The organism is Pedobacter borealis DSM 19626 (assembly GCF_000708285.2).
Taxonomy (GTDB): Bacteria; Bacteroidota; Bacteroidia; order Sphingobacteriales; family Sphingobacteriaceae; genus Pedobacter; species Pedobacter borealis.
The window spans coordinates 19818-42623 of sequence record NZ_JAUG01000018.1 but is presented as its reverse complement, the minus strand read 5'-3'; the positions used below and the strand labels follow the sequence as shown (position 1 = coordinate 42623).

General features: G+C 38.5%; 21 protein-coding genes. 9 read left to right on the top strand and 12 right to left on the bottom strand.

The annotated features are described in order from the left end of the window. Positions 1-106: 106 nt before the first annotated feature. From AW17_RS07590 to AW17_RS07545, 10 genes are all read right to left on the bottom strand, one after another. Positions 107-406, bottom strand: a complete 300-nt coding sequence (locus AW17_RS07590; protein ID WP_029275526.1) for a GIY-YIG nuclease family protein — start codon at positions 404-406, stop codon at positions 107-109. An 84-nt stretch (positions 407-490) separates the two neighbouring features. Continuing rightward, positions 491-1150: an SGNH/GDSL hydrolase family protein gene (locus tag AW17_RS07585; RefSeq protein ID WP_029275525.1), complete on the bottom strand. Its 660-nt coding sequence runs from the start codon at positions 1148-1150 to the stop codon at positions 491-493. A gap of 16 nt (positions 1151-1166) precedes the next feature. Continuing rightward, a complete protein-coding gene (locus AW17_RS07580; protein WP_029275524.1) occupies positions 1167-2735 on the bottom strand; it encodes a serine hydrolase in 1569 nt (522 codons plus the stop codon). A 214-nt stretch (positions 2736-2949) separates the two neighbouring features. After that, entirely contained in the window at positions 2950-3891 is a 942-nt protein-coding gene (locus tag AW17_RS07575) for a hypothetical protein (protein ID WP_029275523.1), read from the bottom strand. A 98-nt stretch (positions 3892-3989) separates the two neighbouring features. Continuing rightward, the gene (locus AW17_RS07570) at positions 3990-5174 is read right to left on the bottom strand and encodes a M20 metallopeptidase family protein (RefSeq protein ID WP_029275522.1); all 1185 of its coding nucleotides are present in this window, start codon (positions 5172-5174) and stop codon (positions 3990-3992) included. Then, complete coding sequence (locus AW17_RS07565) at positions 5161-5604, bottom strand: SPOR domain-containing protein (protein WP_051691684.1); 444 nt, start codon at positions 5602-5604, stop codon at positions 5161-5163. Before AW17_RS07565 ends, AW17_RS07570 begins: the two co-directional genes overlap by 14 nt. A gap of 140 nt (positions 5605-5744) precedes the next feature. Beyond that, the gene (locus AW17_RS07560; protein ID WP_029275520.1) at positions 5745-6137 is read right to left on the bottom strand and encodes a type II toxin-antitoxin system VapC family toxin; all 393 of its coding nucleotides are present in this window, start codon (positions 6135-6137) and stop codon (positions 5745-5747) included. Next, a complete protein-coding gene (locus AW17_RS07555) occupies positions 6128-6340 on the bottom strand; it encodes a hypothetical protein (protein WP_157280239.1) in 213 nt (70 codons plus the stop codon). The genes AW17_RS07560 and AW17_RS07555 overlap by 10 nt, the downstream gene beginning before the upstream one ends. Before the next feature lie 180 nt (positions 6341-6520). Next, positions 6521-9997, bottom strand: a complete 3477-nt coding sequence (locus AW17_RS07550) for a preprotein translocase subunit SecA (protein ID WP_029275518.1) — start codon at positions 9995-9997, stop codon at positions 6521-6523. Positions 9998-10135: 138 nt separating this feature from the next. Next, positions 10136-10534, bottom strand: coding sequence for a hypothetical protein (locus AW17_RS07545; RefSeq protein ID WP_029275517.1), 399 nt, complete (start codon positions 10532-10534; stop codon positions 10136-10138). A 106-nt stretch (positions 10535-10640) separates the two neighbouring features. Between AW17_RS07545 and AW17_RS07540 the strand changes: the two genes are divergently transcribed. Beyond that, on the top strand, positions 10641-11366 hold the full coding sequence (locus AW17_RS07540; RefSeq protein WP_157280238.1) for a pirin family protein: 726 nt from the start codon (positions 10641-10643) through the stop codon (positions 11364-11366). A 399-nt stretch (positions 11367-11765) separates the two neighbouring features. On the opposite strand, the gene AW17_RS07535 is transcribed toward AW17_RS07540, so the two are convergent. After that, positions 11766-12719, bottom strand: a complete 954-nt coding sequence (locus tag AW17_RS07535) for a Smr/MutS family protein (protein ID WP_029275515.1) — start codon at positions 12717-12719, stop codon at positions 11766-11768. 225 nt (positions 12720-12944) lie between these two features. Between AW17_RS07535 and AW17_RS07530 the strand changes: the two genes are divergently transcribed. Both AW17_RS07530 and AW17_RS07525 read left to right on the top strand, forming a co-directional pair. Continuing rightward, positions 12945-15995: a SusC/RagA family TonB-linked outer membrane protein gene (locus AW17_RS07530; RefSeq protein WP_051691683.1), complete on the top strand. Its 3051-nt coding sequence runs from the start codon at positions 12945-12947 to the stop codon at positions 15993-15995. Positions 15996-16012: 17 nt separating this feature from the next. Next, positions 16013-17464: a RagB/SusD family nutrient uptake outer membrane protein gene (locus AW17_RS07525; RefSeq protein ID WP_029275513.1), complete on the top strand. Its 1452-nt coding sequence runs from the start codon at positions 16013-16015 to the stop codon at positions 17462-17464. A 51-nt stretch (positions 17465-17515) separates the two neighbouring features. Here AW17_RS07525 and rsgA read toward each other — a convergent pair whose 3' ends face one another. After that, entirely contained in the window at positions 17516-18436 is a 921-nt protein-coding gene (gene rsgA, locus AW17_RS07520) for a ribosome small subunit-dependent GTPase A (RefSeq protein WP_029275512.1), read from the bottom strand. Positions 18437-18634: 198 nt separating this feature from the next. On the opposite strand from rsgA, the gene fumC reads away from it, so the two are divergent. The 6 genes from fumC to AW17_RS07490 all read left to right on the top strand — a co-directional run bounded on the left by fumC (position 18635) and on the right by AW17_RS07490 (position 22803). Continuing rightward, on the top strand, positions 18635-20032 hold the full coding sequence (fumC, locus tag AW17_RS07515) for a class II fumarate hydratase (protein ID WP_029275511.1): 1398 nt from the start codon (positions 18635-18637) through the stop codon (positions 20030-20032). 124 nt (positions 20033-20156) lie between these two features. Continuing rightward, the gene (locus AW17_RS07510) at positions 20157-20507 is read left to right on the top strand and encodes a hypothetical protein (RefSeq protein WP_029275510.1); all 351 of its coding nucleotides are present in this window, start codon (positions 20157-20159) and stop codon (positions 20505-20507) included. Between the two features lie 7 nt (positions 20508-20514). Further along, positions 20515-21030: a hypothetical protein gene (locus AW17_RS07505; RefSeq protein ID WP_029275509.1), complete on the top strand. Its 516-nt coding sequence runs from the start codon at positions 20515-20517 to the stop codon at positions 21028-21030. 1 nt (position 21031) lies between these two features. Beyond that, entirely contained in the window at positions 21032-21838 is an 807-nt protein-coding gene (locus tag AW17_RS07500; protein ID WP_029275508.1) for a S1/P1 nuclease, read from the top strand. 93 nt (positions 21839-21931) lie between these two features. After that, positions 21932-22366 (top strand): hypothetical protein, encoded by a 435-nt coding sequence (locus AW17_RS07495; protein WP_029275507.1) that lies wholly within the window; start codon positions 21932-21934, stop codon positions 22364-22366. A gap of 2 nt (positions 22367-22368) precedes the next feature. Beyond that, on the top strand, positions 22369-22803 hold the full coding sequence (locus AW17_RS07490) for a low molecular weight protein-tyrosine-phosphatase (protein WP_029275506.1): 435 nt from the start codon (positions 22369-22371) through the stop codon (positions 22801-22803). The last annotated feature ends 3 nt before the right edge of the window (positions 22804-22806 follow it).

Sequence of the window (22806 nt, the reverse complement as noted above, 5' to 3'; positions counted from 1 at the left end):
CACTTGGTTATCGTCAAACAGGAAAGATTGCTTCACTCCATCGTACAATCCCCTTCTTCAGTTCGCAATGACGATACATTTTAATCTACAATGGTGTAACTGATATTTACCATTCTTTCACTATCTCCCATAAATCCTTCCATTCAGGATTCATGGATTCTATTAATTTTATCTTTTTTTTACGGCTTCCACCCTTAATTCTCTTTTCTTCAGCAATTGCTTCCTCTATCGAATCATAAGAACAAAAATAAACAAGTTTGTCCATGTTATATTTAGCCGAAAAAGATTTCGGATATTCCTTATCTCTATGCTCTTTTATCCTAAACATTAAATCTGAAGTAACTCCGACATATAATGTAGTATGAGTAAAATTAGTAATAATGTAAACTGTCCCTCCTCTTTCCATTATTATTTTGATCTGTTAAACTGGAAAGATTGCTTCACTCCATCGCACAATCCCCTTCTTCGGTTCGCAATGACGAATATTTTTCTATTTTACTAAAGGCAATAACTGATCGGCAACCAATTTATTACCTGTTTCATTTAGATGCACTCTATCAACAGTTAAAATGCCTTTTTCTTTATCCTCTGGATTATTTTTTGCCTCGTACTCTGCAAAAGTTTTCCTTAAATCGCATACAGGAAGATTATTTTTTGCAGCTAATGTTCTAATCCCTTCAGCATATTTATTCAAATCGGCATCTAGCTCATTCGTACCATCTTTTTTCTCACCAACAACTGATGGAGTAACCAATACCACTTTGCTACCTACACCCTGAATTTTATTGATCAGCGCCTGATAAAACTTTAAATATTTGTCATAATCGGTTCCGGTATGAGAAGATTGTTTGTGCCAAACATCATTAATACCGACATAAATCACCACTAAATCGGGTTTCTTGTTCAGCACATCATCTTCTAAACGCAGGTATAAATCGTAAACCTTGTTGCCGCCAATTCCGGCCCCAATTACATCATATTTAGTAGAATCAAGCGATTTTTTGATCAGGGTTACATATCCGTTTTTAGAAACACCCTGTTGGGTAATCGAGTCGCCGAAAAAGATAATCCGTTTTGGTTTAAATGTCATTGATGTTAATGCAATTAAGCAAAAGCTTAGTAAAATACTCGTTTTAAATAATGTTTTCATTGTATAATTGGTTAGGTTATTTTTTATCGGTCTTTTTAAAATCCAGGTCCTGGAAATCGAAACTAAAATCGGTTAGCGGCGAAATCGCTTCTATTTTAAAACCATCGGCCAAAGCATTGTTATCTAAACTAAAATTAACAAAAGCATCGGCATCTAAACTTCTATCATACCATTTCACAATAAAAGTATTTCCTTTGTAGTAAGTCATATCGCCTTTCAATTTTGGAGCGTTTTTAGCCTGAAAATGCATCTTGCCGTTCACCTCACTAATGGTTACATCGCCAAACCAGGCATCATGAAAAATGCCATAATAATGTTTAACATCTGGCTTTGCGACCGACAGTTTTTGCTGAGCCGCAATATCGTTCCAAACTTTGCTTACCATCTCGTCAGCCTGTTTTTCGTTTCTGAGCCTGTTATCGTTATAGGTTTTAATCCTGTCCTGTCCTTTAATACCAAGATAACCATCTTTAATCGAATTGGTGATCGAATTAAAAGCAGCACCAGATTGCTGATTGGTTAATACAATAATACCCAATTTCATCTCTGGAATAATCGTTACCTGTGTTACAATCCCTGACAAACCGCCTGTGTGTGTTGCCTGAAAATTGCCATTTACATTACTCAAAAACCAACCTAATCCATAACTACTAAAAGCAGCTGGATTGCCACCTGCAATAATGGTTTGAGGCGTCCATAGTTCTCTTGCCACAGCAGGACTGAATAATTTCTTGTCAAGAGTTTCGCCATATTTGCCGCCATTGATCATGGCCATTACCCATTTGCTCATATCGGTAACGTTCGAATAAATTCCACCGGCGGCATTTGCAATCTCTCCGAAGCTTAGTCCTACAGGAAGCAGTTTACCTTCGTAAGGGGCATGGCCATCAATTACATTCGATTTGTCTTTTAAGCGATACCACGAAGCTGCCGTTCTAGTCATGCCCAATGGTTTAATGATCCTGCTTTCAATAAAATCTTCATAAGTGATTCCTGAAACCCTTGCTACCACATCGCCAGCAACAATATACATCAGGTTATCGTAATCGTATTTGGTACGGAAAGAGGAAACGGGCTTTAAATAGCGCAGGTTATGGATCAATTGCTTTTTATCAACGGTTGACGAATCTGGCCAGATCATTAAATCGCCAGCCCCTAAACCTAAACCACTGCGGTGTGTAAGCAGATCGCGGATGGTAAATTCGCTGGTTACGTAGGCATCGTACATTTTAAACTCCGGAATTACATCGGTAACTTTAGTATCCCATGTAATTTTCTTTTCATCAACCAACATACCCAATGCAGCAGCCGTGAATGCTTTTGTATTTGATGCCACACCGAAAAGGGTACTCTCATCAACCTTTTTATTGGTTTTGATGGAACTTACCCCATAACCTTTTAAATGGATTATTTTACCGTCTTTAATTACAGAAACTGCGATTCCGGGAACATTAAAGGTGGTGAGTGTTTTTTCTACAACACTATCGATCTGTTTTGAAGTGAGCACCTGTGCATGCACATGAATACCCAAAAACAATGATAAAGCTAATGATATTTTAAATTTCAATGAAGAAAAGAATTGCATGTTTATCGGTTTAAATAATCGTTTAAAGATAATAACCTGAGTTCGATTAATATTTATTCTCAATGATTAATTTTCATCCCCTCACCCCAACGCGATCGTCATGCTGAATTTATTTCAGCATCTTTCATGCAAAATAGACCCTGAAATGAATTTAGGGTGACGACTCTCCAGATATAAGGCACCTTAAAACGCGTATTAGAAATTCAATCAATCCTTATTTCCCTTTTTCGAGTTTATAATCTTTGTGTACGATTAAAAAACTAGCCCGTTCTTCCTTTTTGAAAGGATAATCCCAGTTGCCCTGGTAGGTAATTTTGGTTGGTAATTTATCGTCTCCGAAATAGCCCATTTCTATATTCATCTGCACATCAAAATCGAACAGCATGTTGCTGTATTTCATATCTACATAACGCCCAAGAATATTGAAATTTCTTTTATCGAAAATGGTAACTAGTTCCTTGATCATGATGCCATCTTTTGTCCAGCTGCTTAAATCGGGTTTAACTGAAACCTTAAAACGATAAACCGGAATAGAATCAAGATAGGTACCGCTGGTGAAACCATAATCATAATACTGGCGCATATTGGCTGAAAATATTTCGGTTTTACTGCCAATAAAAGGAACTTTTACCGGACGGCCAGGATTAAAGATTAATGTTTTGAGTTTGTCTTTATAACTTTCATTTGTTCCGCCCTTTCCGTCAGACTTGGGTGCATTGGGTACAAAATCGGTGTTATAGGCATTCATAAAAATGTAATCGAACATCTCTACGGTATAAAGTTGGTATTTGCCATTTTTCTTATAAATTTTCCCGGTATCCTGTTTTATCAGATACTCCATTTTATAAGGACCGCTATTGTTATGTCTTATTTTACGGTAAATTTTTCCATCAACCTTATTCTTTTTATCGTAACTGTAAATCCTGTTTTCGGCAATGAAAGAATAACGTTTCATATCCCTAAATGACTGATAAAAAGAAGTATCGTACATCACCTTTCTGATAAAGGTCTCTACATTCAATTTTTCGGCCTTGATATTTACTGCAGAATCGAGCGTAATGGTTTTAATTGTATCAGGATTAAAGCGGTTGATTTCCTGAGCGAAACCTGTGTAAAAGAGCGACGTTAACAATAATAACAAAAATACTTTTTTCATGGAAGGTAGATGTAAAAGGTAAAATGGATAATGTATCATGAAAGATGTAAAACGGGAGAAAGATTAATTCCGTCCATCTTACATCCTCCACCTTATCATTAATTCCCTAATTGTTTTAAAGCAATATAGGCCATTAATCCTGTTGATATTTTCAAGGCATCTTCATCAATATCAAATCTTGGTGTATGTACCGAATATTGTGTGTCTTTTGCCGCATTCCCAGTACCTAAACGATAAAAACAGGCATCTGTTACCTGCGAGTAGAAAGAAAAATCTTCAGCAGCCATCCAGATATCTAAATCAACCACATTGTCTTTCCCTAAAAATTCTTCGGCAAAAGCCTTTGCATTTGCTGTTAATTTTTCTTCGTTAATTAAAAATGGATAACCTCTATGGATATCAAAATCACAGCTTCCACCCATACTTTCGGCAATTCCTTCAGCCATTTTTTTCATGCGTTTGTGCGCTTCATCTCTCCAGTTTTCATCTAAGGTTCTAAACGTACCCTCGATTTTTACCTCATTCGGGATAATGTTGGTTGCGCCATTGGCATTTACCTTACCAAAAGATAAAACCGACGGTGTACGTGGATCGGCATTGCGACTAACAATCTGTTGCAAAGCAATAATGATATGCGATGCAATTAAAACCGGATCGATATTTTGGTGAGGCTGCGCGCCATGACCACCTTTCCCAGTTACAGTAACATATAATTCATCTGTTGAGGCCATGTAAATACCTGAACGGAAACCTACTTTACCGACATCAATTAACGGCATTACATGCTGACCAACAATATAATCAGGTTTTGGATTCTCCAATACACCTTCTTTAATCATGATGCTCGCTCCGCCTGGCAATAACTCCTCTGCGGGTTGGAAGATCAATTTGATAGTTCCACCGAATTCATCTTTCATTTGGTTTAGGATATGAGCTGTTCCTAAAAGTGACGAAGTGTGAACATCGTGTCCGCAGGCATGCATTACACCATGGTTTTTAGAACGGTAAGGTTTGTCGTTTGCTTCATGAATAGGCAATGCATCCATATCGGCACGTAAAGCAATTACTTTATCAGATGGCTGGTTACCCTTAATTAAACCTACCACACCCGTATCGGCACAGTCGGTATATTCAATCCCCCATTTTTTTAATTTATCCTTGATGAACAATGAGGTTTCGAATTCTTTGAAAGATAATTCAGGATTGGCATGGATATGTTGACGATAGCCCACTACATCGTTAAAAATGTTCGCGGCTAGTTCTTGGATTTTATTTTTGATCATTACTTGTTGTGGTATCTAAACTTGGTGCATTAATTTTTTCCCTAAAAATAAACAGTGTCGGGAAGTTTGGTCTGAGTTCGTTTATGAGGCGCTGCGCTTCTAAGCGTGTTCTAAAATCGCCCACTCGAACATAATAGTTAGGTTCTTTATAAACGAGGTAGGTATTATATTTAGGATAAAGTCCTTTAAACCTTGCCTGTTCGTTAAAAACCTCGCGCCGGTCTGACCCATAGAAAATCTGTACGCGGTAACCATAGGCGGAAACAATGGGTTTGCCCGGTTTTACCTCTCCAGAAGTTTTATAAACTTCTAAACGTTTGGCAATTAAACTATCAATTAAGGGATCTTTTATAACCGTAACCTCTCCTTTTTGTGCAAAAGCAGTGGTAAAAAGGAACAAACAGCCTATAAAAGTTAATATTGTTTTCATGTGTAAAAGACCTTGGCATTTAGTGAGCAGATGAATAAAATATCATCTCATTTCTTCTTAACAACAAGAATGCCGAAATCGTTGCAAAAATCGGCATTCTTTATGGGTTAAACAAATAGTTATTATTTGGGTAGAAATTCTTACTGGTCGTAGGGATTGAAAACCTTTAATCTAGAAAGCCTATCGAAGTCTTTAGTATTCCGTGTAATAAGGGTAAGTTTATTTACGATAGCAGTTGCTGCAATTATCGCATCCGGCAATTTGAGATTGTAATGTTTGCGTATTTCTGCAGTTTGATCTTTTATACCTTGATCAAGTTCATACACATAAGAATCTTTAATAAAGTTTCTAAGTGTTAATAAATCATTATCGTTAGCCGATTTCCAACAAAGAAGTTCAATTTCTGTGATGGCTGAAATGGCAGGCTGAGAGGTTGATATAATACTATCAATAAATTTTTCGGCACTTGGCGTAAATTGCCGCTGAAGGAAATAAATAACTGTATTCGTATCCCAAAGATAGTCTACTCCCACTCGTTACGAATACTGTTTAATTGATCGTCAACATCAGAAATTGGCTGTTTTTGCATCGAACCTTTATATTTTGAGATTAAATCGTTATCTGTTACATTCGATGTAACAGAATCCTTTCTCAAGCGAATAACTTTGAGAAGCTCCAGGTCCTTTAAAAGACTTAGCGCCTTTTCGTTTAAAATATCTAAGGTTATTGTTCTCATACTCAAAAATACTAAAATTAAAATAAAAAAATCGGCTAATTTTAGTTCAAAGATTTCTCCATTCCGCTGCCGAAGAAAAATCGGCATGCTTCAGTCGAAATGACGATCAATCTATGTGATGACATAATAAAAAAAGCCCCAACAAATGTTTGGGGCTTGGTAAAGCATTATATATCTTGATTATAAATTAGCGCCGTGGCAATTTTTGAATTTTTTACCGCTACCGCATGGGCAAGGTTCGTTTCTGCCAACGGTTGCTTCCTTACGGATTGGCTGTTGTGGAACGGGCTCACGCGTATCGCCAAATTCGATACCTGGTTCTTCTCTACCAAATTCTTGTTTAGTAGTTTGCAACTTCGGTTGTTTTACCGGAGCTGGTGCTGCTCTAACCTGATCTGGCTCTTGCTGAACCGGAATACCGCCTTTATATAAGAAACTTACTACTTCTTTATTTACCGCATTAAGCATGTTTTTAAATAGGTTGAAAGCTTCCATTTTATAAATCACCAATGGATCTTTTTGTTCGTAAACTGCATTTTGTACAGATTGCTTCAAATCATCCATTTCGCGTAAATGCTCTTTCCAGCTATCATCGATTAGGGCAAGAACAATCGTTTTTTCGAATGAACGAACTACTTCTTTTCCTTTATTATCGATAGCTTTTTTCAAATCAACCGCTACCTGAATACCACGGATACCATCAGTAAACGGAACCACAATCTGTTCGATATGCTCGCCACGTTCCTGATAAACCTGGGTTAAAACTGGTAATGATTGTTGGATAATGGCTTCCGATTTACGCGTGTAAAATGCTTCAGCTTCGTCGAATAACCTTTCAGTTAACTGAGGGATGCTGGTTGAAGTAAATTCTTTTTCGGTAATGGCCGTATCTAAAGAGAAGTTTTTAATTACTTCCAGTTTAAAACCATCGTAATTTCCTTCTTGCTTATATTCGCTTACGATATCTTCAGCAACATCGAAAACCATATTATTCATATCTACATCTAAACGCTCGCCAAATAAAGCATTTTTACGTTTAGCATAAATTACGGTACGTTGCGAGTTCATCACATCATCGTACTCCAATAAACGTTTACGGATACCAAAGTTGTTTTCTTCTACTTTTTTCTGTGCACGTTCGATAGATTTGGTAATCATAGAGTGTTGGATCACTTCACCATCTTCGATACCCATGCGCACCATGATACCAGAAATACGCTCTGAACCAAATAAACGCATTAAGTTATCTTCTAATGAAACGAAGAACTGAGATGAACCCGGATCGCCCTGACGACCTGCACGACCACGTAACTGCCTATCTACACGACGAGACTCGTGACGCTCGGTACCTACAATGGCTAAACCACCAGCTTCTTTAACACCTGCGCCCAATTTAATATCGGTACCACGACCAGCCATGTTGGTTGCAATGGTTACAGTTCCTGCCTGACCAGCTTCGGCAACAATATCGGCCTCTTTCTGGTGCATTTTCGCGTTTAATACATTGTGTTTAATTCCGCGGAGTTTAAGCATACGGCTTAACAACTCAGAAATCTCTACAGATGTTGTACCCACCAATACCGGGCGACCAGCTTGCGGCTCTAGTTGCCCTGTTTCAGGATTAACCGCAGGGATTAATGCACCTTTAGCATCAAGCTTAGGCACCGCTCTACCTGTTGGATCGTATTTGATTACCGGTTTGCCATCTTTTTGTTTTGGATTTCCTTCTTTATCCAATTCATATTCTGTTTCATAGTGAGAATACGGGAAAACAAGAAACTGAATTTCTGAAGCAACAGCGTTGTATTTTTCACGAACAGTACGGTAAACGTAATCCTGCTCATCTTTTCTGGAGATGTTTCTGTTGGTTGGAATTTCTACCACATCTAATTTATAGATCGACCAAAACTCACCAGCTTCCGTTGTTGCAGTACCCGTCATACCACAAAGTTTGTGGTACATACGGAAATAATTTTGCAAGGTTACGGTTGCATACGTTTGGGTAGCATCCTCAACTTTTACATTCTCTTTAGCCTCAATTGCCTGGTGTAAACCATCAGAGTAACGACGGCCATCCATAATACGACCTGTTTGCTCATCAACAATTTTAATCTTTCCTTCATCGATGATGTACTCCACATCAATTTCGAATAAAGTATATGCTTTTAATAATTGGTTAACCGAATGGATACGTTCTGCTTTAACAGAATAATCGCGCATTAAGGCATCTTTTTGAACAACCTTTTCTTCTAAAGGCATGTCAGATTTCTCTAAATCTGCTACTTCAGTACCTACATCAGGCAATACAAAGAAATGGGGATCTTCACCTGACTGGGTAATCAGTTCGATACCTTTTTCAGTTAATTCAACCTGGTTATTTTTCTCATCGATATAGAAATACAATTCAGAATCTACTTTAGGCATATTCTTAGATTGATCTGCCATATAGTGGTTTTCGGTTTTCAACAACAAACCACGGACACCGCTTTCACTTAAAAACTTAATTAAAGCTTTATTTTTTGGCAAACCACGGTATGCACGTAATAAGGCTAAACCACCTTCACCTTCTTCGGTTCCGCTGTTGCCTGCGTTGATTAATTTCTTCGCTTCGTTTAATGCCTGGGTCACATAAGCTTTTTGTGCGTTAACCAAACGTTCGATACGTGGTTTTAATTCATAAAATTCATGTTCATCGCCACGTGGAATCGGACCTGAGATAATTAAAGGGGTACGGGCATCATCAATTAAAACTGAATCGACCTCATCCACCATTGCAAAATGCTGCTTGCGCTGCACCAATTGGTCAGGTGTCTGCGACATATTGTCACGCAGGTAATCAAAACCGAATTCATTATTGGTTCCGTAGGTAATATCTGCGGCATAAGCTTTTCTTCTTTCCTCAGAGTTTGGCTCATGTTTATCAATACAATCTACACTTAAACCATGGAATTCGAATAATGGGCCATTCCACTCACTATCACGACGGGCCAAGTAATCATTCACGGTAACAATATGAACACCTTGTCCTGCCAATGCATTTAAATAAGCCGGCAATGTACTTACCAGGGTTTTACCCTCACCAGTAGCCATCTCGGCAATTTTACCGCTGTGTAATACAATACCACCAATTAGCTGTACATCGTAATGCACCATATTCCAAACTACTTCGGTTCCTGCAGCATCCCACCTATTCGCCCATTGTGCCTTATCGCCAACAATTTTAACATTGTTTTTTCTTGCAGCATAATCTCTATCGAACTGTGTTGCGGTAACCTCTAAATAATCGTTTTCACTTAAACGATGAGAAGTTTCTTTAATTACAGCAAAAGCTTCCGGAAGGATTTCCAAAAGTACTTTCTCCAATTCTGTATCGCGCTCTTTACCTAAGGCATCAACCTGATCATAAATCGCTGTTTTTTGGTGAAGATCTAAATCTTCGCTCTCTGCATCAGCTTTTAGTGCTGAAATTTTCTCATCAATTTCGGTTAAAAAGGCCGAAATCTTTTCTTTAAATGCTGTGGTTTTACCACGTAACTCATCGTTGCTAAGCGCAGATAGTTTACTGTAGTGTTCGTTAATTTTAACAACCAATGGCTGAATAGCCTTTATATCTCTTTCTGATTTACTTCCGAAAACCTTCGCTAAAAATCCTAACATTATAATATTTTAAATCGTATTTATTATTAAAAAATGGTGTGTTACAACAACCAAGCCATTGTCTTTCTTAAGTCAGTTTGGCAGTTGTTGGTATGAATGAGGCTAAAAACCTCTCAAAAAATCTTGTAGAGAAGAAAACTAGGGACTGTTGTTCTTCGGTTTTTTTCTGATTGTTAAATCGGCAATTACCTGATTTACGCTTACATATTTTGCAACTTTTAACGGGGCTTGGGTCCCGATTAAAGCTAGCTTCGTGTACGATAACAGATAAGGGTTACGGTCTTCATTAAGTTGAACCGACTCTTTACCCGTCGAATTAACGCTGATATTATGCTCATTACAATATTCGTTTAATATCCTTAGCCCTTCAACACGTTCGGCTTTCGCCAAATGTGTTAAGCTAAAAAATACAAGCGATATGGTAACCAGGTGTTTCATTAATAGTGGCAAAGCTAGTTTTAATCTTTTATAAAAAGAAATTACATCATCGCAAAAAGCGTACCTCAATTTCTCAACTTTTTTTGCTTTTGTTTTCAACAGGTTTCGAACTCACATTTAAATTGAACGTAAAAGCTTAGTAAGCCCTAATAACTGTTTTATTTTCATAAAGACGTTAGGATTTCTTAGCGTCTTTTTTAATTTTATGCCAAGTCGAGAAAAAAAACACTGGTTAACGATGGAACTCACACCTGGAAAAATATTTTTAGCCGATGAGCGGGGCTTAACAGAAACTTCGGCACTAAGAAGATTCAGCACCTTTAATTTTGAGAAATATTATAGTGAAGACAGAACACCTTTCGGCAACTTATTTTTATGTAATGATGAATCGATAGTTGGCGGAAAGGTTACGTTTTTTCTATGCAAGGAAGATTCGCTCCAGATATTTATACCCATTACTGGTGGAATTGATATTATTGCCAATGGAAAAGAATTTGCTTTGGAAACCGGGCAAGTACAGGTGTTGAATATGGGTAAGGGTGAAGTATTGGAAATCAGCAATCCCTATCAAAACAATGTGATTAACTACATACAGTTTGGGATTAAAACTGATATGTTTTTAATGCGGGCAAGTGAAATGCTTTTCGGTTTCGATTTTGAGAAAAACAAGAACCAGCTGCTCGAAATTATTGCTAACCCCAAATTGCCTTTTAAATTAAGCGCAGGCATCTTTACTGGCAGAGAAGAAGCAGTTTATAAAATGCAAAGTCCAAACCATCAGTTCTATGCTTTTATTATTGATGGGGCTTTCGAAATTGAAGGCCGCCTGATGCACGCAAGAGATGGTTTAGCGCTCTGGGATATTGAACAAGTGGAACTAGAAGCATTGAGTAATAATGCAATTGTGGTGGTTTTAGAGTTTGGATTTTAGTTTTTTTGTCATTCTGAATGCAGTGAAGAATCTTTAATTTACTAATAACCTGAGTTCGATAATTATTAGCTAAAAATCATATCTTATACACGCCTAATCCAGCTTTATCGTCCTGCTGAATTTATTTCAGCATCTTTTTAGCGTGAAAGACCCTGAAATAAATTCAGGGTGACGACCGTCTTAACAGAAAACTTGATTAAAACGCCACAAAATGAGATTTAATAATCGAACTCAGGTTAATAGATTCTGAAACAAGTTCAGAATGACGTGCGGAATGAAAAGATCTTCGTTTAAAATACATCTTCTCTGTGAAGTCAGTTACCATCTGACTTATTGCATATCTAAAAAGATTTGATTCAGTGCAAGATGGTAACATCTTACACCACAAACAAAAGCCTACTATTTAAAAACCACTTCTGTAGCCCCGTAACCAAACTTTTCTTTTCTGGCATCCATATATGTTTTTACATGTGGGTTTTTACTGATTAGCTTATGGATTTTATCTCGTAGGGTACCATTTCCTGAACCGTGGATAAAAACGATTTTATCGAAATGATGCACAACCGCAGCATCCATCGCAGTTTGAAAATAATTGATCTGTATCTGCAACATTTCATCAGCTTCCAAAAAATGATGATCATCTCTCAATTTTTCGATGTGCAGATCGATTTCTTTTTGAGGAGCTGCTACTGTTTTTTTCTCTTCAGTTGATTTGAAAAAACTTTCTTTTAATTTTTGAGGATCGATGGTTACCGGAACCAGATCATCCAAGCGGATTAACCAGCCCTTATTTCTCAATTGAGGCAATTCCTTTTGTTCGGTGCTAAAATCTTTTGCCCTAAATTTTTTACGGATTACCAAAGGATCGATAGGTTTCACATCAGCTTTGCTAAATACCAAAACCTGAAAGTTAAATTCTGGCCAAAGATCAAGATCAGCCAAGGAAGCAGAATAAACTAAAGTGGCGCCATAAGATTCGATTATCCCATGAAAAGCACCCGCATATTTTTCTTTACGCTCGATGGTTAAGCTTACCAGTAAAATATTTGGCGAATGGTTCTGCAGGTGAAAATGTACCACATTACCGGCCTTATCATCGGTAGCAACAGCTAAATAAATACCGTTTTCGATTTTGTTAATGCTGGGGATATTTACCTGGACGGGTTTTGGGGCATCTAACTCTTCGGCTACCACACCATGACCATGTACAGAAGTTAAATTACTTACCGCAACAGGTATCTCGAAACCATCTTCATCGGTAACACCCAAAGTTTGGCTATCGATAATTTTAGTTACATAACCTTCACGTTTTTCATCAACAAAACGCACAAAATCTCCCAGTTTGAATTTCATATCCCAATAGTTTTTCCGACAGCAACATTCGATATTTTAAATGGAACAACCAAATATAAAAGCAGGTAAGCCCGTAATACAAGCTATTACCTCAGGTTTATCTAAATAATTTCAAACGATAGAAATAGGCTTTAAATCGATATTAGGCTTCTAAACGTCCCTAACTCCCTTTAAATGCAACATTTATGCATAGTTTTACTTTATTAGAAATTTAATTCTAGCCAAATGAGAAAATTTATAGCTTTATTAACGGGGCTGTCCGTGTGTGTATGTTGTTTCTGTTATGCACAAAATATCAGCGTGAAAGGGAATGTTAAGGATAAAAACGGCATTTTGCCTGGTGTATCCGTTAATGTTAAAAACACTAAAGCCGCGGTTTCTACCGATGGCAATGGAAACTATTCCATCTCTGTAGCACCAAATGCTACCCTAATATTTTCGGCCATTGGGTATAAAACCCGGGAGGTTGAGGTTAACAACCGTACAAACCTTAATATTACACTTGAAGAAGCAGCGAACGACTTGACAGACGTTGTTGTGATCGGCTACGGAACGGCCAAAAAGAAAGACATTACGGGAGCAGTAAGCTCAGTAGGTTTAACGAACGTAGAAAAAACACCTGTTTTTGGAACAGCCCAACTGTTACAGGGGCAGGTAAGCGGGGTACAGGTAACACAAACGAATTCGCAGCCTGGTGCAGCATTTTCTGTTCGTGTGAGGGGTACCAACTCCATCAACTTTAGCAGCGACCCACTTTATGTGGTTGATGGATTCGCCGGGGCAGATATCACGGCACTCAATCCAAACGACATTGCCTCGATAGACATTTTAAAAGATGCATCATCAACGGCCATTTACGGAAACCGTGGAGCCAATGGGGTGGTGATTATTACCACAAAATCAGGCTCTGCCGGCAAAAAAACAGTAAATGCAGAGGTTTATACAGGCGTACAGCAGGTTGGCAAAAAACTCGACATGATGAATGCACAACAGTTTGCCACCTATCTTAATAGTGTGACTGCTATTGTAACCCCAGCTGTAGCTTTACCTTTTACACAAACCCAGATAGATGGTTTAGGCGAAGGGACTGACTGGCAGGACGAACTTTTTAGGACCGCACCGATAACCAGTGCCAATTTATCTATCGCGGGTGGCAGTACCGATACCAAATTTTTGGTTAGTGGCAACTTTTTTAACCAGAATGGAATTATCATTAACTCGGGTTATACCCGCGGAACGTTAAGGTTAAATTTAACCCATAACATCAGTGAGAAAATCCATTTTGGAATTAACACCCAGATCTCTTTTGACAGGCAAAACCTGGCCAATGTAAATACTACTGGTGGAAGTACAGGCGGTACATTATTAGATGCATTACGTATCAGTCCAACCGTACCTGTTTATGATGCAACAGGTGCTTACACTTTTCAAAACGCACCGATTGGTTACACAACCGTTGTTGGAAATCCGGTTGCAGCAGCCCGTTTAAATACAGATATTGCCACTAACCTCAGGCTTTTTGCCAATGCCTATGCAGATTATGATATTATTAAGGGCTTAAAATTTAAAACAAGTATTGGTACCGACGATAAATTTACGAATGAAAAGATTTTCCGTCCAAACACTACCTATTTGGGTGCACAAACAGGAGGCTTTGCCCAAATTATCAACCCTATCAATTATAACTGGTTAAATGAAAATACACTGAGTTATAATACGGTAATCAATAAAATCCATTCTATTAATGCGGTTGCAGGTTTTACCTATCAGGAATTTAAGTTTAACAGCAGCACGGCCACAGCACAACAGTTAACCACGAATAATTTAGGAACAGAAAACCTATCGGTAGGCTCCAGCCTTTCTTCAGCTTCGAGTGCAAATAAAACTGCCCTGGCATCTTTTATAGCACGTGTTAATTATAGTTTGTTAGATCGCTATTTATTAACAGCCTCTTTCCGTAGGGATGGTTCTTCGGTACTGGGTGAAAACACCAAATGGGGTACTTTTCCCTCTATCGCAGGTGCATGGCGTATATCAAACGAAAATTTCATGAAAGATATCCGTACCATCAGCGATCTGAAACTGCGTTTAGGTTATGGAGAAACTGGTAACTCTAATATTGGTGCATATAACTCTTTACAGCAGTACATTTTTAACAGTTATGTGCTAAATGGAAACCGTGTGGTTGGTACATCGCCAGGCAACTTCCCTAATGCTGACCTGCAGTGGGAAGCAACTAAAGCATTTAACATCGGTTTGGATTTAGGCCTGCTTAAAAACAGAATCACTTTTACTGCTGATTACTATGATAAAAAAACCTCGCAACTGTTGTTTTTCAGAACGATCCCATCAACAACAGGTTTTTCTACTGCACTGGTTAATTTAAGCGGGAATAACATCCAGAATAAAGGTTTCGAGTTTTCATTAAACACAATCAATATCGATAACGATAAAATAAAGTGGACAACTAATTTTAACTTCTCGAGGAACATCAACAAAGTACTCGACATTGGAAATATTCCTTTCCAGTTAACAGGAAATGTGAGTTCTAGTTTATATCCGGGAGGACAAACTGCGGGTATATTAAAGGCAGGAAGTCCGATTGGTTCATTTTATGGTTACGTGTTCGATGGGATCTGGCAGACCCAGGCAGAGATTACGGCCAGCGGACTTACCAATGCACTTAAACCGGGCGATCCTAAATACAAAGATTTAAATGGCGACCACGTAATAAATGGTTCAGACAGAACGATTATCGGGCAGGCTGTTCCTAAATTCAGTTATGGTTTTAACAGTAATTTAACTGTCGGACGTTTTAATTTATTCTTATTGCTACAGGGCGTTTATGGAAACCAGATTATGAACGAAAACAAAATTGAAGGTGAAAATGGAACTATTGCCGACAATAAACTTGCCTATGTATTAACCGATAGTTGGAATGGACCGGGCACCAGCAATACTTTACCAAGTGTGGGCAGTACTTTACGCCGTAGTTTAGGGCCAACAAGCGATTTGCTTGAAAGTGGAAGCTATTTAAGGTTTAAAACGATTACCTTAACTTACGATCTGCCTTTATCTAAACTTACGCCGGTTTTTAAAACAGCCAGCATATATGTAACGGGGCAAAACCTGATTACCATTACCAAATATTCGGGTTACGATCCTGAAGTGAATTCTTATTCAAATTCGCCAGGTAATTATACCTCTTTGGGTACAGATTATAATCCGTATCCAAACATCAGGACATATTCATTCGGTATAAAACTAGGTTTCTAATCAATTAGCAAAACAACATGAAAAAGATATATTTATTTGGTGCTTTGATGAGTTTAGCACTGTTATCCTGCAAAAAAGAATTGGAAGAAAAACCATATAGTATTTTAACCAACACCAATTTTTATCAAAATGCAACGGATGCCCAAACGGCAATAAATGGTGCTTTAAGCCAGCTTCAACCACAGGCTTATTACCAAAGAACGGTTTACATTATGGGCGAATTATCGGGCGATTGCCTGGTTCCCCTACTTACGCAGAACCAGGAAAGAATCGATATGTACAAGTTCACTTACGGCGCAAACAATATCGAAATCAATAATTGGTGGCAGAACAGTTACAAACTGATCAGCCGGGCGAATGATGTGATTGCAAATGTACCGGGTATCAATATGGATGTTGCTACAAGGAACAACATCGTAGGAAATGCAATGTTTTTACGTGGGATGGCCTATTTTGATCTCGTTCGTGCATTTGGTGATGTTCCTTTGATCACAGCGCCTATAACCGGTATCGCAGATCCCAATTTATTGCCTTCGCGTACGGCTGCAAGCAAAATCTATGAGCAGGCGATTGCAGATTTAAAGTTTGCAGAAATCAATTGTTTTACAGAAGATAAAATTACATCGGCCAATAAAGGCATGGTTTCTTCAGGAGCAGCCTCTGCCTTACTGGCAAGGGTTTACCTGCAGCGGGCCAGCACCAGCTTTGCCGATGCAAACGACAACCAAAATGCATTGGCGCAATGCAATAAGGTAATTGCCACCAATACTTATAAATTAATGACCGATTATACCGATGTATTTAACTGGGATAAAAAGTATTTCCCTACACAAACTGAAAATATTTTTTCGGTACAGTTTGGTAATAATGCTTCGAGCACTACACAAAATATCACCATCCGTATGTTCTCGCCGGCAGGTTTAGGTGGCTCGGGTTCTTTTACCGCAAATCCTTATTTCTTTAACAATGGTTACTTCGGACCGGATAAAAGGAAAGCCTGGAACCTCTCGAACAAAGTAGGAACGGCAACTGTAACACCATATATCTACAAGTACCGCGATCCGCAATGGGTTTCGGGCTCTAACAACTCGCGTATGAACTGGATCGTATTGCGTTATGCCGATGTTTTATTGATGCAATCGGAAGCGATGAACAATATTAACCCGAATGATGCAAATAAATTTAATGGTTTAAACGCAGTTAGGGATCGTGCTGGATTGAATGCCTATCATTTAGATTTAAGCAATACGCCAACCCCCGATGCTTTTGTAGATAGTTTGGTAAAAGACAGGGCCAGGGAACTTTGTGTAGAAGGGCACCGTCGCTGGGATTTGATCAGACTTAAAAGGCTTAAACAAGTGGTGCAAACGGCCAATGGCTTTACCGTAACCGACAATCAGCTTTTGCTACCCTTGCCACAGCCCGAGCTTGATGCCAACACCAATTTAAAACAAAACACAGGATACTAAGTTATATCAAATTGAAAAGCCCGAAATTCAGAAGATTTCGGGCTTTTTTTATTAGTGGCGAGTATCGTTTCCGTGATAAATGCTCAGGTAACTTTCATACCTCGAAACTGCAATTTCGCCCTCGTTCACCGCGGCTAAAACAGCGCAGCCAGGCTCGTTAATGTGCCTGCAGTTGTTAAAACGGCAATTGTGCGAGGTTTTAAAGATTTCTCTAAAAAAATGCCCCAGTTCTTCTTTTTCGATGTCAATAACGCCCAATTCTCTAATTCCGGGAGAATCTACAATAAAACCGCCCTGAGGTAATTCGAACATTTCGGCAAAAGTAGTGGTATGTTGCCCTTTATCGCTCCAGTCCGAAACCTCCCCCGTTCTTAAATCACGATCGGGCAATAGTGCATTAATCAAACTCGATTTCCCAACACCCGAGTGACCAGATATCAGTGTAATTTTATCGGTAATCAATTCCTGAATAACCGGAATATTAATGCCTTTTAAAGCCGAAACTTCGTAACAGGCATAGCCAATATTCTCGTATATATCTTTAAATTCCTGAAGAATTTCTAAACCCTCTTTACTAAACAGATCGAGTTTATTAAACACCAAAACCGCAGGTACATCGTAAGCCTCGGCCGTAACCAGAAAACGATCGATGAAACCTAGGGATGTACGGGGCGAAGCTAGCGTAACCACCAACATGGCCATATCCAAATTTGCAGCCAATATCTGCGCCTGCTTACTTAGATTGATCGATTTGCGGATGATGTAGTTTTTACGTGGCAGCATTTCGTGTATCAAACCCTGGTTGCTATCCCGTTCCAGATCAAATTTCACCCTGTCGCCAACCGCAATCGGGTTGGTGGTTTTAAGTCCTTTAATCCTGAATTTCCCTACAATCCGGCAATCATAGCGTTCGCCATTATCGGCCAAAACACTATACCAGCTCCCTGTAGATTTAATAACTAATCCCTGCATATTTGCGGTAAAGGTATGAATATGATTTCATTGGTAGAAGCGGCTAGCCAGGATAAAAGTTTGTACATTAATGGTGAAGAATAAAAGGAATACCGACATTTCGGCGATATATTTTGTTATCCATTAAATATCTTACATAAATCCAACGCTTTAAAAGGCAAAAAACCTAAATTTGCGACAACAAAAATCAAAAATATAATGAGTTTCAGAATAGAACACGATACCATGGGCGAGGTGCAGGTACCAGCCGACAAATACTGGGGTGCACAAACCGAACGCTCACGCAATAACTTCAAAATCGGGCCAGAAGGTTCAATGCCAAAAGAAATTATCCACGCTTTTGGATACCTGAAAAAAGCAGCTGCGCTTGCCAATACCGAACTTGGTGTATTATCAGCAGAAAAAGCCGATTTAATTGCTAAAGCTTGTGATGAAATTATTGCTGGACACTTAGATGATCAATTCCCTTTGGTAATCTGGCAAACCGGTTCGGGTACACAAAGTAATATGAATGGTAACGAGGTGATTGCAAACCGTGCTCATGTAATTAACGGCGGTTCACTAGCTGACGATAAAAAAGTACTTCACCCTAACGATGATGTAAATAAATCACAGTCATCAAACGATACCTACCCAACTGCAATGCACATTGCAGCCTATAAACTTACGGTAGAAAACACCATTCCAGGTTTAGAAAAATTAAGAAATACTTTAGCCAAAAAAGTTGAAGAATTCAGTACAATCGTTAAAACCGGGCGTACACACTTTATGGATGCTACGCCACTAACTTTAGGTCAGGAATTTTCGGGTTATGTACAACAGATCGATAACAGTATCAGGGCCATTAAAAATGCTTTGGTTATGGTTGCCGAGCTGGCTTTAGGTGGTACTGCCGTTGGTACCGGCTTAAATACACCAAAAGGATATGATGTTTTAGTGGCTAAAAAAATTGCCAATTTAACAGGTTTACCTTTTGTTACGGCTCCAAATAAATTTGAAGCCCTGGCAGCGCATGATGCAATGGTAGAGCTTTCTGGCGCTTTAAAACGTACTGCAGTTGCTTTAATGAAAGTAGCTAACGATGTAAGAATGTTAAGTTCTGGCCCTCGTTGTGGTATTGGCGAAATTGTAATTCCTGATAACGAACCAGGATCTTCAATTATGCCGGGTAAAGTTAACCCTACGCAACCAGAAGCTTTAACTATGGTTTGTGCACAGGTAATCGGTAACGATGTTGCCGTTTCAGTGGGCGGGATGAGCGGCCATTTTGAGCTTAATGTGTTTAAACCGCTTATTGCGGCTAATGTATTACAGTCGGCCCGCTTAATTGGCGATGCCTGCGTTTCTTTCACCGATAAATGTGCGGAAGGAATTACCGCTAACTTGCCAGAAATTGAGAAACATTTGCAAAATTCTTTAATGTTGGTTACGGCTTTAAATCCGCATGTGGGTTACGAAAACGCAGCTAAAATTGCAAAGAAGGCACATAAAGAAAATAAAACTTTAAAAGCTGCAGCTGTAGAATTGGGCTTGTTAACCAACGAACAGTTTGATGAATGGGTTCGCCCGGAAGACATGGTTGGCAGTTTGAAATAAGCTAATTACATAAACGGTCGTCATCCTGAATTTATTTCAGGATCTTTTCAGTACTTAAAGATGCTGAAACGAGTTCAGCATGACGCTCCGACTTTAAAATACGGTTAATTAAAACATAGGTAAAATGAATTCAGTACTCTCTACATTGCTCAGCTTAGTATCCATCATTCCTCCAGTTATCATATTTGGCACCTGCTGTTATTTTTTATCAAAAAAATCTGCTGTTGAGGCTATTTTAATGACCATTGGTTCAGGAATCGGTTTACTGACAAGCTTATTTTATAGTGTTTTAATGCCTTTTTTATTAGGAGATAGACATTTGGCTTATATTGGTGTTTCTAAGTATTATACCTTAATTGGCATCATTAGCTTTATAGCCAGTCTTTGTTTTGCAGCCGGCTTTTTAATCCTGATTATCAATACCATTAAAAAGAATACTGTAACACACGATCAGTTTCCTAAAAGCATCGATTAATAATATAATGAACAAGCTGCATCCGGGTTTCAAGAATTTCTACATCATCCTTTTTACATTATCTATCTTACATGTAGCTTGTAGTCCGCGGCCTAATATACAGGGCAAAGGTGAAGATTTTATGCAAGGCGTTTGGAATGAAGATTCCGTCGCTTTTAGTAATAAACTGAGCAACTACACACAGCACCATTTCAAATTTACCTGCGATTCTGTTTATATTGACATGGTTACCCACAGCAAAGTAAATTTTTACGAAGATTCTTGCTACAACAATGGCATTTGGAAAGAATATGCCAGAGGCGTTTATGTAGTTAAAGGCGATACCCTATTTGTTGGTGCCACCTTTACACACGCTAACCATAAACAAAAAATATCGGGATGTTACCGCATTGGCCGATACGATAAGAACTTCCTGATCAAAAAGAAATCTGCAGATACATTATTGTTAGAAAGTTTAAGTGACCAACGCGAAATCATATTAAACCTCAAAGAAAAAATTACCTGCATACAAAAAGAATTATAAAATGATTTTAACATCAATTAAAAAGAAATTAACCATTGCGCTAGTTTTTGGTTTTTTAGCCTATCTACCAATTCAGGCAAATGCCTGGGGAACTATTGGTCACAGGGTAGTTGGCGAAATTGCCGATAGTTACTTAAAAGCTAAAACACGCAAGGCTATTCAAAGCATTTTAGGTTATGAAACTTTGGCCATGAGTGCCAACTGGGGCGATTTTATCAAATCAGACTCTACCTACAATTACATGTACAACTGGCATTTTGTTAATCTTCCGGCAGGACTGAACAAAGAAGGCGTTTACAACTTTTTAGAAACTGAAAAATCACCTAATCTTTACAATAAAACACCTGATTTAATTGCCATTTTAAAGAAAACAAGCAGTACTGCAGCCGAAAAGAAATTAGCCCTGCGTATGTTGGTTCACCTGGCAGGAGATTTATGTCAGCCTATGCATGTTGCCCGTAAAGATGATTTGGGTGGTAACCGCATTTCGGTGTTATGGTTCAATGAAAAATCAAATATCCATAGGGTTTGGGATGAACAGCTTATCGAATATCAGCAGTTAAGCTATACAGAATATGCGAAAGCAATTAATCACCCTTCAGCAATTCAGCTGTATAACTGGCAAAACACTAGTCTTAAAGATTGCATTTACGAATCGTACGGCATTTGCAATAAAATTTACGATACCACCAAACCAGATGCTAAATTAAGCTACCGCTACAATTTTGATTGGGTTGATACCCTTAACGACCAGTTACTAAAAGGCGGTGTTCGATTGGCGAAAATGTTAAACGACATCTACGGATAAAAAAATGAATACGAATCCCCCAAGCTCTTGTTGGGGATTCTTTTAATGTAGCGCTAGCCTGATAATCATCGTTTAAGTAAAAAAACTAAAACTATGAAAAAATTAATGTTGCTCACACTGGTATTTTTTTCCTTTTCCTGCAAAAAGAAAAATCAGGAAGAAGATCCCATTACCAAACAAAAATGGGTGCTAGAAACTGCGGTTGTTTCACCGGCTTTAAATATAAAAGGGGAATTTATTACCGATTATAAAAAAGTGGAAGGTGATAACGGCTGCCTATCTAACAATTTCACCCTAACCTTTCTCACTAACGGAACTTACCGGCTATCCTCTACCGGATCGCTCTGTGATATGGTGGAAAATGGCCCCAATCAAAAGTGGAGAAGATTGGGTGAGCAAATAATTTTAGGCGACAATCCCAAATCAGAGATAATCTGTACGGTAAATAGTAGCACCTTAACTTATACAATAGTAAATACGCCTGGAATAGTTTATTCCAAAGTGGTATATACTTTTAAAGCACAATAACATTGAAAATTTTAATGGTTTGCCTTGGTAACATCTGTCGTTCGCCTTTGGCCGAAGGCATTATGCGCCATCTGGCAGATAAACAGAACTTAAATTGGGAAATTGCTTCGGCAGGAACGGGCAATTGGCATATCGGCAAAGCCCCCGATCACAGGAGTATTTCAGCAGCGAAAGCGCTAGGTTACGACATCAGCAAACAGCGGGCACAACAATTTAACCACTCCATGTTTGCTAAATACGATCTGATTTTGGTTATGGACCGGAATAATTTAGCTGATGTTAAAGGCCTTGCTAAAGGCGGGGATGAACGAAAAAAGGTTAAACTTTTTCTTGATAACGACGAAGTTACAGACCCATATTGGGATAATGCCCTGTTTATCCCTGTTTGTAGGCAGGTTGAAGAAAGATGTATAGAAATTATCAAACAACTTTCTTAAATT